This is a genomic window from Variovorax xiamenensis, assembly GCF_050916385.1.
Lineage (GTDB): Bacteria > Pseudomonadota > Gammaproteobacteria > Burkholderiales > Burkholderiaceae_C > Variovorax.
Map to the genome: position 1 here is coordinate 2,450,631 of NZ_CP139038.1, position 14,370 is coordinate 2,465,000.

The window sequence follows — 14,370 nt, forward strand, 5'->3', positions numbered from 1 at the left end:
CCGCCCTCCTAGAGGCGGCTCGTCGGAGGGCGGTATGAAGCGCTGGACCCCCAAGGCTGTGCTCACCGAGGCCCGGCTGCTGCTCATCGGCATCCCGGTGCTGCTGTGGACGCTGATCCCGGTCTACCACATGGTGCTGTTCGCGATCTCGTCGAAGGACTCCGCGACCTCGGGCCACCTGTGGCCCAAGAATGCGACGCTGGACAACTTCCGCATCGTGTTCCAGCAGAAGCACTTCTACCTCGACCACTTCTGGTTGCAGTTGTGGAACTCGCTGCTGATCGCGGTTTCGGTGGGCGCGCTCACGCTCTTCGTGGCGACCACCGCCGCATTCGCCATCAGCCGGCTGCGCGTGCGTGGCGGGCGCACGGTGATGAACATGGCGCTGTTCACGTACTTCATCCCGGCCGCCTTCCTCGCGGTGCCCATGTACAAGACCATGGGCAACTACGGCCTGCTCAACAGCCAGTGGGCGTTGATTCTTGCGATGGTGACCATCGCCTCGCCGTACTGCATCTGGGTGCTGAAGCAGGCTTCCGACAAGCTGCCCTATGAGCTCGACGAAGCCGCGCGCATGGACGGCGCCTCGCCGCTGCAGCTGTTCCGCCTCGTGTACCTGCCGCTGATGGTGCCTTCGCTGGTGGCCGTGGGCACGTATTCGCTGCTGCTGGCCTGGAACGAGTACCTCTATGCCTTCCTGCTGCTGTCGAACGACAAGAGCGTGACGCTGGCGGTGGCGCTGGGCAACTTCCTGTCGGCCGACGATTCGCCGTGGGAACTGCTGATGGCCACCGGCCTGATCTACGCGCTGCCACCCGCAGCCATTTACTACGCATTCAAGCGCTACATGGTCGGCGGCATCACAGCCGGCGCGGTCAAGAGCTGAGAGAGCCCACGCAGGAAACGAAAAAATGGCATCCGTATCCTTTCGCAATATCCAGAAATCCTTCGGCAAGGTCCAGATCATCAAGGGCCTGGGCTTCGACATCACCGACGGCGAATTCGTCGTGCTGGTGGGCCCCTCGGGCTGCGGCAAGTCGACGCTCCTGCGCATGCTCGCGGGCCTGGAGGACATCAGCGGCGGCGAGATCGTCATCGACGGCCGCGTGGTCAACGACCTCGAGTCGAAGGACCGCGACATCGCCATGGTGTTCCAGAGCTACGCGCTCTATCCGCACATGACGGTGGGCGAGAACATGGGCTTCAGCCTGCGCCTGCGCAATGCCGAGAAGTCCGTGACCGACGAGCGCGTGGCCAAGGCCGCGAAGATCCTCAACCTCGACGCGCTGCTGGGCCGCTACCCGCGCGAACTCTCGGGCGGCCAGCGCCAGCGCGTGGCCATGGGGCGCGCCATCGTGCGCGATCCGAAGGTTTTTCTCTTCGACGAGCCGCTGTCCAACCTCGACGCCAAGCTGCGCGTGGCGATGCGCGCCGAGATCAAGGCGTTGCACCAGCGGCTGAAGACCACCACCGTCTACGTGACGCACGACCAGATCGAGGCCATGACCATGGCCGACCGCATCGTCGTGATGCACGACGGCATCGTGGAGCAGATCGGCACGCCGCTCGACTTGTACGACCGGCCCGACAACCTGTTCGTCGCGCAGTTCATCGGCTCGCCGTCGATGAACGTGATCGAGGGCACGGTGCGGCGCTCGGGCGGCGAATGCTGGGTGGAGTCGCAGGGCGCACGCTGGCCGGTTCCCGCCGCCACCGCGGTGCCCGACGGCCAGCCGGTGCACTACGGCATCCGGCCCGGCGACATGACGCTGGGCGGCGGATCGCACGGCGTGGAAGCCAGGGTCGTCGTGGTGGAGCCTACCGGCGCCGAGACCGAGCTGCTGGTGCAGGTCGGCGAAGCCCGGCTGGTGCTCGCGGTGCACGGCCGCGTCGACGCGGGGCCGGACGACACGGTGCGGCTGGCCATCGAGTCCGAGAACGTGCACCTGTTCGACCGGCAGACCGGCCGGCGCATGGGCTGAGCCGGGCCGTTCGGCTTCAGGCCGTGCGCAGCCGCAGGAGGGCGCGCACGAAGCCGTGGTCCGAGCGCGAGCGGTCGCGCCCTTCGTGCAGGTGGTCGTTGAAGTAGTCGACGCGCCGCACGTCGCCCAGGCTGTGGCGGCTGGTGGCGACGAATTCCTCGCTCACGAGGATCTGGTCGAGCACTTCCGGATAGCCCTGGTGGATGTGCGAGTAGGCCACGTCCTTCTTGAGCGCCGACTCGCCCTGCATCTCGTAGGCGTTGAACAGCGCCACGTCGCGCGCGGCCTTGTCGTAGGCCACTTCGGAGGTGGCCGCCACGAGTTGCGTGGTCACGCTGTGCGGGTTGTCGTTGAAGTCGCCCATCACCACCAGCGGCACGTTCGTGCCCTGCAGCAGGTCGATCACGATGCAGCGCAGGGCGGCCGCTTCGGCGCCGCGCATCAGCAGTGAGCGCAAAGAGGCCATCACGCCCACCTTGCGGTCGTCGCGGTCCTCGAGATGATTGCCTTGCGCGTCCTGCAGGAACTTGGGGCGCTTGGACTTCAGATGCACCGTGAGCACATGCACCTGCTGGCCATGCTTCATGCGCACCGTGGCGAGCAGGGGAGGTCGCTCGAAGCGCGTGTGGGGGCCGAGCCCCGGCACATCGACGCCGAAGCCCGGCGGAAAGTCTATGAAGGAGCGGATCTCGTCCACCTTCAGCCGCGTCGCGATGCCCACGCGCGGCGTGCCCTGCGCACCCGGCGGCGCGGGCGTGCCCTCGGGGCTGCCGGGCGGCGGCGTGTTCTCCGCGCCGGGCGCCGAGATGAAGTCGTAGCGCAGGCCGCTGCGTGCGATGCAGGCCTTCAGCGCCGACTCGTCCCACACCTCCTGCACCGCCAGCACGTCGGCATTGAGCGCGTGGAAGCGCTCGCCGGCCCACTCGATCTTCCGCTCGTACTCGCGTTCGGTGTAGGCGTCCTGGTTCTCGTAGTACACGCGGTTCGGCGTCGCGAGGTTGAGAAGATTGCAGGTGGCTACGAAGAGGGTGGCGTAGTTGGGCGGGATGTATTGCATGGCGTGACGATTGTGGCCCGGGTTACGATTCCCGACCAAGGTGCAGCCGCCATGCCATTCGAGGCCGAGGCCGGCGGCACAAACAACAACGAAACGAGGGAGCCGCCCCGGGGCGGAATGTATGAAGTTGATCCATATCACCGCGTGCGCCGTGTCGGCGTTGCTCGCTGCGGGCTGCGCTTCCAGGGGCAATCCGTCGATGTCCTTCGGCGGCAAACTTGTCGAACACAGCTTGCTGCGCATCGACGATCACGTTTCCTTTGCGCTGGAAGACGGGCCCGAGACCCGCAACTTCACTGTCTCGTGCAATGCCGAGCAGGCGTGGTTGCTCTACTCCGACTTGCGCACCGGCCGAAGCTATCCGGTGACCGGGCCGCGCTTTGGCGTGCGCAAGGAATTGGTGGAGCGCCAGGCACAGGCACTGAAAGCGTTGCCCGAGGTCGAGCGTGCGTGCCGAGCGGCGCGGCCCGACTGGCGCGAAGTGCAACGTAGCCCGGACGGGACATTCACGCTCATCGACATCGCAAGCGTCGACACATCGAACGGCGCATTGCTCTTCTGGGGCGCGTTCGACTATCCGCGAATGGACTTCGACTTGCCTTACCGGGCCCCCTTCGGCCAGAAGCGCGAGCGCTTCAGGCTCGAATGCCTAACGAAGTCCTATGCCCAGGTGAGCGGCTTCGACATCGACGAGCGCAGTCGTGTCACGGACGGGCGGGTCGATGGCGCCAAGGCGAAGTCGAGCGCTATCGGCACCGATACGAATTCGGACTACCAGGCGCTCTTCAAGGCGGCCTGCAGCGGCGCTTCGGCGGCGCAGGCGCTACCCGTTTTCGCTCCTCGCGCCAAGTCGATGCCCGATTCCCGAGGCCTGACGGCACTCAGCTCGGAGGTGACGAACGCCGTTTCGCGATCGGGCCTTCCCCCGGCGCCCAAGCGCCTGAGGCGCGTCGTGCTCGAAGGCACATGGACCAGGGACGGGAAGACGACTCCGACCCGCAGCGAGGTCCAGATCGACGCGGACGCCACAGCTTCCATTTTCCGGACCCGCACCAGGGAGGCCGACGGCACACGGGGGCAATTCGCCTCGTTCGCAGGTTTGGTCGATTTGAGTGCCTTCGTCAACTTTCTTCCCAGCTCCGCCACGATCAGCCAGGTCGTGACCGATCTCTCGCTGGCCGGGGACTGGCAACGCATGACCGTCGGCTCCGAGTTGCGTTACGCCACGAAGAAGCTGAGCCTGTTCAGCACGATGGGTGGAACGACCTACGACTACACGACTGTCTGCAAGATCGTCGGCGTCAGCGCGGCTGCCGAACTTCACGCCGATCTGAGCGGCGAGGCCAAGCGCCTGCAGTGCCGTATGGAGCCCGACTCGCTCGGCCGGACCAGCACCTATGCCTACCTGACCGACTACGGATACGCGGTGCAGCTCGGGGAGGCCGGGGCAAAGCCGCCTTCCGAAGGCGTCAAGAAGATCACGGCGGTCGAGCAATGAGCGGCGTGTCCATCACACATCGGCGTGGTTTTCTGTGCAACCTGGGCAGGTGATGACTTGTGCAGCCGTGCCTGCCCTCGTCGCATGCGGCTCCGGTCCCCGGATGCCGCCGCCGTTGCCCAAGATCACTCGCGTCATGGTGATCCCCGTCGCCCCCATCGAAAAGATGTACACCGAGAACAAGAGCATCCCTTTGGGCGTGCTGTGGCAGTCGCTGGCCGACCGAATCAAGGGCGCCGATTTCAACGAGCGCATGGAGGCAGTGCGCCGCGGGATGGGCCCCAAACTGACGACTGCGCTGGTGCAGCAGCTGAATGCGCAGGGCTACCAAGCAGAAGCGCTCGGAGGCGTGTCGCGTCCGGCGGCGTCGCCGGACAACATCGATTACAGCCGGCTGCCAACCACCGAGCCGGTGTTGCACGTGTACTTCAACGAGGTCGGCATGTATTCGGCGCGCTTCTCCACCGACTATGTCCCGCGGGTCAACGTGAGCGCCTACCTGATGGATTCGAAGGACGGGGACACCGTCTATTCCGAAACCCTGTACTACGGGGCCGATGCGAGTGGAGACAAAACGGTCAATGTGCCGGCCGACCCCGGCCACCGGTGGGGCAGCTTTGGCGAGCTGGTCGCCCAGCCGCAAGCGGTTGCCGCGAGCTATGACGCGGCGGTAGTCGCGCTTGCAACCCGCATCGCCAGGAACATCCAGGCACAGACGGCACCACCTCCTCTGAGGGCGGTTGCTGCCCGAGGGCAAAAAAAGAAAGGGCACCGAGGTGCCCTTTTCAATTTTCAAGCAGGCGTGCTGCTCGCGGCGCCTTCTCAGCGGCCGAACGAACGGCCACCGCCGCCGCCGGAGCGGTTGCCACCGCCGTAGCCGCCGCCACCCGAGCGGCCACCGCCGCCCGAACGGTTGCCGCCACCGTAGCCACCACCACCGCCGCCCGAGCGGCCGCCGCGTCCACGGCCACCCATGTGGTCGACGCTCGTGCGAAGCGGATCGGGCTGGCCGGCGCCGCCGCCACCGACCGATTCGGCGCGCAGGTGCGCGACCTGGTTGGCCTGCGTCGGGCTGTGGCTGTTGCCGTGGTGGCGCGGCTGGCGCTCCTCGTGCGGTGCGTGATGATGGTGCTGCGGCGCGCGCGCCGGGCCCTGCGGGCCGCGGGCTTGCTGCGGGCGGACGCCCTGGCCGCGCGGGCCCTGGCCTTGACCCTGGCCCTGACCGCCGCCATTGGCGCTGCGGCCCTGGCCGTTACCGCCGCCCTGGCCACCGCCACGGCGCTGGCCGCCGCCATTGCCACCGCCGTTGCCGCCACCCTGGCCGGCCTTGTTCTCGCGGATGCGCTGCAGCATCTCGGTGCGCGCAGCCTTGGCGGCCGCCTGCATCACTTCACGGCTCGGCGGACGGCCGGCGCCGCCCCAGATGGTCTGGCGGCCCATGGCGATGGGCTCGGCGCGCTCGCCTTCCTCGGGGCCGTAGCCCTCGATGACCTGCACGGGGATCGTCTGCTTGGTGAAGCGCTCGATCTCCTGCATGAAGCCTTCCTCGTCCAGGCAAACGAAGCTCACGGCCTCGCCGCTGGAGCCGGCGCGGCCCGTGCGGCCGATGCGGTGCACGTAGTCTTCGCTGACGTTCGGGATCTCGTAGTTCACGACGTGCGGCAGCTCGTCGATGTCGATGCCGCGGGCGGCGATGTCGGTGGCTACCAGCGCGCGCAGCTCGCCGCTCTTGAAGCCGGCCAGTGCCTGGGTGCGGGCGCTCTGGCTCTTGTTGCCGTGCAGCGCCATCGCCTCGATGCCGTTCTTGGTGAGGAATTCGGCCACGCTGTTGGCGCCGAACTTGGTGCGCGTGAACACGAGCACCTGGCTCCACTTGTTCTCGTTGATGATGTGCGCGAGCAGCGCCTTCTTCTTGCCGCGGCCCACGGGGTGGATCACCTGGGTGATGCGCTGCACCGTGGTGTTGCGCGGCGTGACCTGGATGCTCTGCGGGTTGCGCAGCAGCGTGGCGGCCAGGTCGCGGATCTCGTCGCTGAAGGTGGCCGAGAACAGCAGGCTCTGCTTTTCCTTGGGCACCAGCGCCAGCACCTTGCGCACGTCGTGGATGAAGCCCATGTCGAGCATGCGGTCGGCTTCGTCGAGGATCAGCATCTGGACCTGGTTCAGGTCGAGCATGCCCTGCTGCTGCAGGTCGAGCAGGCGGCCGGGGGTGGCCACGAGGATGTCGACGCCGCTCTTGAGCTTGCTGATCTGCGGGTTCATGCCCACGCCGCCGAAGATCACGGTGGAGCTCAGCTGCAGGTACTTGCCGTAGGTGCGCACCGATTCCTCGACCTGGGCAGCGAGTTCGCGCGTGGGGGTCAGCACGAGGGCGCGGATGCCGGTGCCGCCGAACTTGTTGGTGGCGCTGCGGCTCATCGTGAGCTTGTGCAGCATCGGCAGCGTGAAGGCGGCGGTCTTGCCGGTGCCGGTCTGGGCGCCGCCGAGCAGGTCATGGCCCTCGAGCACCGCGGGGATGGCTTGCGCCTGGATGGGGGTGGGGGAGTCGTAGCCGTGTTCGTGCACAGCCTTCAAGATGGCGGGAGCCAGCTTCAGTTCGTCAAAATTCATTGGAAACAACAAGCGCCATACACGGCGCGGTGGCATCGGCCCGCCAGGCGTTTCTTGGACAACGCCGAGCCAGTCAAGGCAGATGAGGGTCAGGGGTGGGAGCCGGAAAGTCCGCCCTTGCAAAAGGGTGAAATGGACCTTTCTTCGTCCCCGGCAGAGAGCCGGTGTTGCGGGCAACTGGACCCGGCAACGGGGCCTATTGTCGCATGAGTCGATAATCGGTGGTTTGCCGCGCCCGAATGCCTCCATTCCGGCGGCCGCGCATTCCCTCGAATCCCGCTACCCAAGGTAACAAACCACACATGGCTCAATACGTCTATTCGATGAACCGTGTCAGCAAGACCGTGCCGCCCAAGCGGCAGATCTTGAAAGACATTTCGCTGTCCTTCTTCCCCGGCGCCAAGATCGGCGTGCTCGGCCTGAACGGCTCGGGCAAGTCCACGCTGCTCAAGATCATGGCGGGCGTCGACAAGGAAATCGAGGGCGAGGCGCTGCCCATGCCCGGCCTGACCATCGGCTACCTGGAGCAGGAGCCCAAGCTGAACCCCGAGCACACGGTGCGCGAATCGGTCGAGGAATCGATGGGCGCCGTCAACGCGGCCAAGAAGCGCCTGGAAGAGGTCTACGAGCTGTACGCCGCCGAAGACGCCGACTTCGACGCACTTGCCGCGGAACAGGCCGAACTCGAAGCCGTAATCGCCACCGCCGGCACCGATTCCGAGCACCAGCTCGAGATCGCCGCCGACGCCCTGCGCCTGCCGGCCTGGGACGCCAAGATCGGCGTGCTCTCCGGCGGCGAGAAGCGCCGCGTCGCGCTGTGCCGCCTGCTGCTGAGCAAGCCCGACATGCTGCTGCTCGACGAACCGACCAACCACCTTGACGCCGAATCGGTCGAGTGGCTCGAAGTGTTCCTGCAGCGCTTCCCGGGCACCGTGGTGGCCATCACCCACGATCGCTACTTCCTCGACAACGCCGCCGAGTGGATTCTCGAACTGGACCGCGGCCGCGGCATTCCATGGAAGGGCAACTACAGCACCTGGCTCGAGCAGAAGGGCGAACGCCTGGCGCAGGAGCAGAAGAGCGAGGAAGCCCACGCCAAGGCCCTGAAGAAGGAACTCGAGTGGTCGCGCCAGAACCCGAAGGCCCGCCAGGCCAAGAGCAAGTCGCGCCTGGCCCGCTTCGAGGAGCTGAGCGACGTCGAATACCAGAAGCGCAACGAAACGCAGGAAATCTTCATTCCCGTGGCCGAGCGCCTGGGCAGCCAGGTGTTCGAGTTCAAGAACGTCAGCAAGTCCTTCGGCGACCGCATGCTGATCGACAATCTGAGCTTCAACATCCCCGCGGGTGCCATCGTCGGCATCATCGGCCCGAACGGCGCCGGCAAGTCGACGCTCTTCAAGCTGCTCGCGGGCAAGGAAAAGCCGGATTCGGGGGAGGTCGTCATCGGCCAGACCGTGAAGATGGCCTTCGTCGACCAGTCGCGCGACGCGCTGGGCGACCAGAAGACCGTGTGGGAAGACATCTCGAACGGCCTGGACATCATCAACGTCGGCAAGTTCCAGATGGCCAGCCGCGCGTATGCGGGCCGCTTCAACTTCAACGGCGCCGACCAGCAGAAGAAGGTCGGCACGCTGTCGGGCGGTGAACGCGGCCGCCTGCACCTGGCCAAGACGCTGATCGCGGGCGGCAACGTGCTGCTGCTTGACGAACCGTCGAACGACCTGGACGTGGAAACCCTTCGCGCGCTCGAAGACGCGCTGCTCGAGTTCGCCGGCACGGTCCTGGTGATCAGCCACGACCGCTGGTTCCTCGACCGCATCGCCACGCACATCCTCGCGGCCGAAGGCGACAGCCAGTGGACCTTCTTCGACGGCAACTACCAGGAGTACGAGGCCGACAAGAAGAAGCGCCTGGGCGAGGAAGGCGCAAAGCCCAAGCGCATGCGCTACAAGGCCCTTAAATAAGGCTCGCCCCCAGGCTGCGCGCACTTCGTGTCGCTACGCCAACCCCCTACCGGGGGCAACACCTGCGGCCCGGCAAAGCCGGTTCCGCGGTGTTCCTGGAATGGGTTCAGACTGCTTCGGCAAGAGCGCGCGGTTCCGCAAGGGGCCGCGCGCTTTTTTCATCGTCCGCCGCGAACACGTCGCGCGCCGCGAAGATGCCGTTGAGTGCCGCCGGGAAGCCCGCGTACACGGCCATCTGCATGATGACTTCGATCACCTCGTCGCGCGTCACGCCGACGTTCAGCGCGGCCTGGATGTGCACCTTCAGCTGCGGCGTGGCATTGCCCATGGCGGTGAGCGCCGCCACCGTCGCGATCTCGCGGGAGCGCAGGTCGAGGCCGGGGCGCGAGTAGATGTCGCCGAAGGGAAACTCGATCACCAGGCGGCCGAAGTCCGGCGCGATGCCGGCCAGGCTCTCGACCACCTTGACGCCGCCTTCGCCGTCGATCTCATGAAGCCTGGCCAGGCCACGCGCGTAGCGCTGGTTGTCGCTTTGGCCCTGGTCTTGTTGTTTGTTCGTCATTGCTCGTCTTTCCTTCCCGGGCCTTGCCCGACTTTGGAGGACGTTTCTGCGTCTTCTCGACCTCGCGGTAGTGGTCGATCTTGAACGACAGCGCCTGCATGGATTGCTGCAGCGCCGCCACCTTGGCCTGAACTCCGGCGAGGTGCTGTTCGAGCATCTCGCGCCGTTCGCCGACGCTGGCGTCCCCCTGGCTTCGAAGCCTGACGAAGGCCTGCATGCCCTGGATGGACATGCCGGTCTCGCGCAGGCGCAACAGGAAATCCAGCAGGTCCATGTCGGCGCTTGCATAGCGCCGCTGACCGCCCGGTGCACGGGACACCGCGGCGATCAGCCCGATGCGTTCGTAGTAGCGCAGCGTGTAGGCCGTGAGGCCGGTTCGTTCCGCGACTTCCGCAATGGTCAGGCTGGTTTCCATGGCATCGATTCTCGAAATTAGAGCGCGCTCTAAGTCAAGCGCGTTGTCGAACTATTTTTGAAAGCCGTCCAGGTCGGCCTCCAGCCAGCCGCGCAGGCTGTTCACGAAGGCCAGGGCCTGCACGCGAGGGAGGTCGTCCACCCGCACGACCGCTTCGGCAAGCTGGCCGCCGCGCACGCGGTTGGCGCGGCCGATGCCGTTCAGCAGGCCGCAGTGCAAGGGCGGCGTGACCCAGCGGCCGTCCAGCAGCAAGGCGATGTTGCCGCGCGTGCATTCGGTGATTTCGCCGTCGCGGTTCCACAGCAGGGTGTCGAACACGCCCGGGGCGCTGGGCGCGAAGGCTTCGTAGTGGGCGCGGCGGGTGGTCTTGAATCGGGTGAAGTCGCCCTGGGCTTCGTCGAATGGCCGCTCTGCGAGTTGCAGGCGCACGCGCGCCGGCGGCGCTTCCATCGCGAAGGCCTCGGCACGCGGCGTGCCCTGCGCATCGAGCAGCAGGCGCACGCGCCACATGGCCGCGGCATGACGCGCCTTCAGTCCATCGAGACAGCGGGAGACCGTCTCCTCGTTCCACGGGCGGCCGAAGTGCGTTGCCGCGGCCGCCATGCGCGCCAGGTGCGCGGGCGCGTCGCGCAGTTCGCCGTCCGCCAGCGCGAGCGTTTCGAGCAGGTCGAACGATGGCGTCGAGGCCTGGCCTGCCCGGTCCAGGAAGGCCCGCTTGTGATGCCATTCCTCCCACTCCGCATCGGCCCGCGCATCGGCCGTGATGCCGCTGCCGATGCCGCAGCGCGCCTGGCCATCGCGCAGCGTCACGGTGCGGATCGGCACGTTGAAAGTCGTGTGCCCGCCGGGCCGCACGACGCCCACGGCGCCGCAGTACACGCCGCGCGCCTCGTGCTCAAGCTCGCGGATCATGCGCATCGCGCTGACCTTGGGCGCGCCGGTGATCGAGCCGCAAGGGAACAGCGCCCCGAAAACGTCCGCCAGTGTGGTGCCTTCGCGCACGAGCGCTTCGACGTCTGAGGTCATCTGCCACACGGTCGGCAGCGCCTCGGTGTGGAACAGGCGCGGCACGCGCACCGAGAAAGGCCGCGCCACGCGCGAGAGGTCGTTGCGGATCAGGTCCACGATCATCACGTTCTCGGCCCGCTCCTTCGGCACGGTGCGCAGCCGCTGTGCGAGCGCTTCGTCCTCGGCGGGCGTGGCGCCGCGCGGGGCCGTGCCCTTCATGGGCCGGGTCAGGATGCGTTCGCCCTCCCAGTCGAAGAAGAGCTCGGGCGACACCGACAGCACTTGTTCTTCGCCGGTGTCGATGAAGGCGGTGTAGCCGTCGGGCTGCGCCTGCCGCAGCGCCATGAACAGGGCCTGCGGATCGCCATCGAAGCCGGCGCGCAACGCTGCGGTGTAGTTGAGCTGGTAGAGCTCGCCGTCCGAGATCGCGCGATGGATGGCCTGCATGCGGCTGTCGAAGTTCGCTCGCGGAAGATCGAGCTGCCAGTCGATCGGCTGCAGGGCAGCGTCGCTCGTGGCCTCAGACCACGGCAGCGCTTCGTCATGCACGCCGAACCACGCCAGCGGTCCATCCGCCGCATGCACGGCGAATGCGCGATCGAAGGCCGCGGCGGCCTCATAGCGCAGATAGCCCACGCACCAGCGCCCCTCGCGCGCCAGTGCCTCGACGGCATCGAGCACGGGCCGCACCTCGGCCGCTGTGCGCGCCACCAGCACGCGCGAAGGCGCGCCGAAGCGCAGGCGCAGCCGGCCGACCCGGCCGACATCGCCGCGCGGCCGTGCGAAGTCGATCAGCGTGCCCAATGCTCCGGCCGTTGCCTCGTCAGGTGGCATCGTTCGCGGCGGCGGTCGTGGCCGCGCCGGGCACGCCGCCCTGCGGCGTCCTGGCCAGCACCCGCTTGCGCACGGCGTAGATGTTGTTGCGCAGCGCATAGAGCTCGTCGGCGTACGACAGCGGCACCGCCACCTTGTTGACCACGCGGTCGAGCTGGTCGAGGTCTTCGAGCAGGTCCTTCTGTTCGCCTTGCTGGGCGTCGACCTTCGCCTCGATGTCGCGCAGCCGCGCATACCAGCGGAACACGCGCCGGCGCACGCGGAACTGGTACAGCGGCGGCACCACGCGGCTCAGCGGCAGCATCAGCACCAGCAGGCCGCCCAGCACCAGCCACATGCGTTCCACGAGGTTGCTGGCCCAGAAGGGCAGGTAGCGCTGCCACACCGGCGGCGTGCCGTTGATGGCGCGGTCGCCTTCGGGGCTCACCGGCAGTTCGCTGGTGCGGGTGTTGGGGAAGTCGCGCGCCCGGTTGAACCAGCCGGCGCCGCTGTGCACCGACTGCGCCGCCTGCGCGAAGAGCTGGCGCAGGGCGGGGTGCGTCTCGTCGCGCGACAGCAGCGAGGTGGTGGCCGCGAGCAGCGACACGTCGTGCGGCGGCATGTCCTTCGCCAGGTCGATCATCCCGCGCGGCAGCGTCACCGACGAGAGGAACGGAAAGCGCCGCGAGTAGGCGTCGGCCTGCCCGAAGTCCATGAGCTTCACCGCGTCGGAGCGCAGCAGGCGCTGCACCTGCGGCGACTGCGGTGCGGAAGACAGCACGATGGCGTCGAGGATGCCGGCCTCCAGCGCCTCGGCGGCGGATGCCTGCTCCAGGTTCGACAGCAGCAGGTCGTCGGGGCCCAGCCTGTTGGCCTTGAGCATGCGCTCCATGATGTCCGGCAGCCCGCTGCCCTGCAGGTCGATGTTCACGCGCAGGCCGCGCAGTTGCGCGAGCGAGGTCAGCGTGGCGGTCTTGCGGTCGATCTTCTGCGCCGAGTCGGTGCGGTAGAAGAGCCAGATCGGTTCGTAGAACAGGCTGCCCAGCGAGGTGAGGCCGGCTTCCTCGTCGGCCACAGGGTCGGCGCTGCCGCCGCGCACGAAGCCCACGTCGGCGCCGCCGGTGCGCAGCAGCTGCAGGTTCTCGGTCGAGCCCGAGGTGGGCTTGAGCTCCACCTCGATGCCGCTGTGCTTGAGCGCCTCCGCATAGCGCTTGCCGAACTGCGCGTAGGCGCTGCCCGTGGGGCCGGTGGCCAGGGTCACGTGCTTGGGCGGCTGGGGCTGCAGCCACCAGTAGGCGGCGATCAGCAGGCCGATGACGATGAACACGATCGGCCCCGCCGAAGCGATCAGGTCGCGGATCGACAGCAGTATCAGCTTCAGGGTTCTGGGGAACGCCATGGTGATCCCTCCGGTTTTCAGCCGCGCGCCTTGCCGAGATCCGCGGCGCAGGGAATGTGCAGCTCGCCCACCGTCACCGTGCGCGCCGCATGCACCGCGCGCAGCGTGGCGATGGCGACTGCCTCGGCGGCCATGGTGCTCAGCACCGTCATGCCGGGGGCCTCGCCCTCCAGCGGCACGCGGCCGGTGGCCAGTGCGAACAGCGTGTCGCCGTCGCTCATGGTGTGCACCGGGTTGATGGCGCGCGCCAGGCCGTCGTGCGCCACGGTGGCGAGCCGGTTGGCCTGCACCTTGGTCAGCACCGCGTCGGTGGCGATCACGCCGATGGTGGTGTTGGTGCCGGCGAGCAGCGGCTTGGGGCTCAGGCCGCGCAGCAGGGCGCGGCGGGTGTCGAGCAGCGCCTTGCCGTCCTCGGTGCGTGCGCCGGCCACGGGCTGGCCGGTGTCGTGGTCGATCACGTCGCCCAGCGAGTTCACCGCGATCAGCGCGCCCACCGTGACGCCGCCGACCCTGACGGAGGCGGTGCCGATGCCGCCCTTCATCGCGCGGTGCACGCCGAAGAGCTTGCCCACCAGCGCGCCGGTGCCGGCGCCCACGTTGCCCTCGGCGGGCGCGGCGGTGCTGGCGGCTTCGCAGGCGGCATAGCCGGCCGCGGCGTCGGGACGGATGCGCGCGTCGCCCATGGGCAGGTCGAACAGCACGGCCCCCGGCACGATGGGCAGGGTGCCGAAGCGCACGTCCATGCCGATGTTGCGTTCCTCCATCCAGCGCATCGCGCCCTCGGCCGCCGCGAGGCCCCAGGCGCTGCCGCCCGCGAGCATCACCGCGTGCACCTGCTGCACGAGGTTGCCGGGCGCGAGCAGGTCGGTCTCGCGCGTGCCGGGCGCGGCGCCGCGCACGTCGACGCCGGCCACGGCGCCCTCGCGCGCCATGATCACGGTGCAGCCGGTGGGGCGGCGGGTTTCGGTGAAATGGCCGACCTCGATGCCGGCGACGTCGGTGATGGCACCGGCGGAATGGGAAGAGGGGGATGAGGAAGACAGGGCAGACATGGCGGCCGAT

Annotated in this window: 12 protein-coding genes; 5 read left to right on the forward strand and 7 right to left on the reverse strand. The window is 67.8% G+C overall.

Annotated features, from left to right (window positions below; genetic code table 11):
* Window positions 1-34 precede the first annotated feature (34 nt).
* Together SFB74_RS10775 and SFB74_RS10780 are read left to right on the forward strand one after the other, a co-directional pair.
* Complete coding sequence (locus SFB74_RS10775) at window positions 35-886, forward strand: carbohydrate ABC transporter permease (protein WP_176664817.1); 852 nt, start codon at window positions 35-37, stop codon at window positions 884-886.
* 25 nt (window positions 887-911) lie between these two features.
* Window positions 912-1,982 carry an ABC transporter ATP-binding protein gene (locus tag SFB74_RS10780; protein ID WP_432730812.1) on the forward strand — a complete coding sequence of 357 codons (1,071 nt, stop codon included), beginning with the start codon at window positions 912-914 and terminating at the stop codon, window positions 1,980-1,982.
* Between the two features lie 16 nt (window positions 1,983-1,998).
* Here SFB74_RS10780 and SFB74_RS10785 read toward each other — a convergent pair whose 3' ends face one another.
* The gene (locus tag SFB74_RS10785; protein WP_432730813.1) at window positions 1,999-3,039 is read right to left on the reverse strand and encodes an endonuclease/exonuclease/phosphatase family protein; all 1,041 of its coding nucleotides are present in this window, start codon (window positions 3,037-3,039) and stop codon (window positions 1,999-2,001) included.
* Window positions 3,040-3,166: 127 nt separating this feature from the next.
* On the opposite strand from SFB74_RS10785, the gene SFB74_RS10790 reads away from it, so the two are divergent.
* Together SFB74_RS10790 and SFB74_RS10795 are read left to right on the forward strand one after the other, a co-directional pair.
* Complete coding sequence (locus tag SFB74_RS10790) at window positions 3,167-4,537, forward strand: hypothetical protein (protein WP_432730814.1); 1,371 nt, start codon at window positions 3,167-3,169, stop codon at window positions 4,535-4,537.
* 136 nt (window positions 4,538-4,673) lie between these two features.
* Window positions 4,674-5,414: a hypothetical protein gene (locus tag SFB74_RS10795; protein ID WP_432730816.1), complete on the forward strand. Its 741-nt coding sequence runs from the start codon at window positions 4,674-4,676 to the stop codon at window positions 5,412-5,414.
* Here SFB74_RS10795 and SFB74_RS10800 read toward each other — a convergent pair.
* Window positions 5,360-7,147 (reverse strand): DEAD/DEAH box helicase, encoded by a 1,788-nt coding sequence (locus tag SFB74_RS10800; RefSeq protein WP_432730817.1) that lies wholly within the window; start codon window positions 7,145-7,147, stop codon window positions 5,360-5,362. The two genes, SFB74_RS10795 and SFB74_RS10800, sit on opposite strands and share 55 nt — an antisense overlap.
* A gap of 302 nt (window positions 7,148-7,449) precedes the next feature.
* Here SFB74_RS10800 and ettA point away from each other — a divergent pair, with 302 nt between their 5' ends.
* A complete protein-coding gene (gene ettA, locus SFB74_RS10805; RefSeq protein ID WP_432730818.1) occupies window positions 7,450-9,111 on the forward strand; it encodes an energy-dependent translational throttle protein EttA in 1,662 nt (553 codons plus the stop codon).
* Between the two features lie 106 nt (window positions 9,112-9,217).
* Here the strand turns inward: ettA and SFB74_RS10810 are convergent, their stop codons facing one another.
* From SFB74_RS10810 to SFB74_RS10830, 5 genes are read right to left on the reverse strand one after another with little or no spacing between them, the layout of a single operon-like run.
* Window positions 9,218-9,673: a carboxymuconolactone decarboxylase family protein gene (locus SFB74_RS10810; RefSeq protein WP_432730819.1), complete on the reverse strand. Its 456-nt coding sequence runs from the start codon at window positions 9,671-9,673 to the stop codon at window positions 9,218-9,220.
* Entirely contained in the window at window positions 9,600-10,088 is a 489-nt protein-coding gene (locus tag SFB74_RS10815) for a MerR family transcriptional regulator (protein WP_432730820.1), read from the reverse strand. The genes SFB74_RS10810 and SFB74_RS10815 overlap by 74 nt, the downstream gene beginning before the upstream one ends.
* Before the next feature lie 51 nt (window positions 10,089-10,139).
* A complete protein-coding gene (gene pabB, locus SFB74_RS10820) occupies window positions 10,140-11,930 on the reverse strand; it encodes an aminodeoxychorismate synthase component I (RefSeq protein WP_432730821.1) in 1,791 nt (596 codons plus the stop codon).
* The gene (locus SFB74_RS10825) at window positions 11,920-13,308 is read right to left on the reverse strand and encodes a TAXI family TRAP transporter solute-binding subunit (protein WP_432730822.1); all 1,389 of its coding nucleotides are present in this window, start codon (window positions 13,306-13,308) and stop codon (window positions 11,920-11,922) included. The genes pabB and SFB74_RS10825 overlap by 11 nt, the downstream gene beginning before the upstream one ends.
* A gap of 17 nt (window positions 13,309-13,325) precedes the next feature.
* The gene (locus SFB74_RS10830; RefSeq protein ID WP_432730823.1) at window positions 13,326-14,360 is read right to left on the reverse strand and encodes a P1 family peptidase; all 1,035 of its coding nucleotides are present in this window, start codon (window positions 14,358-14,360) and stop codon (window positions 13,326-13,328) included.
* Window positions 14,361-14,370 lie beyond the last annotated feature (10 nt).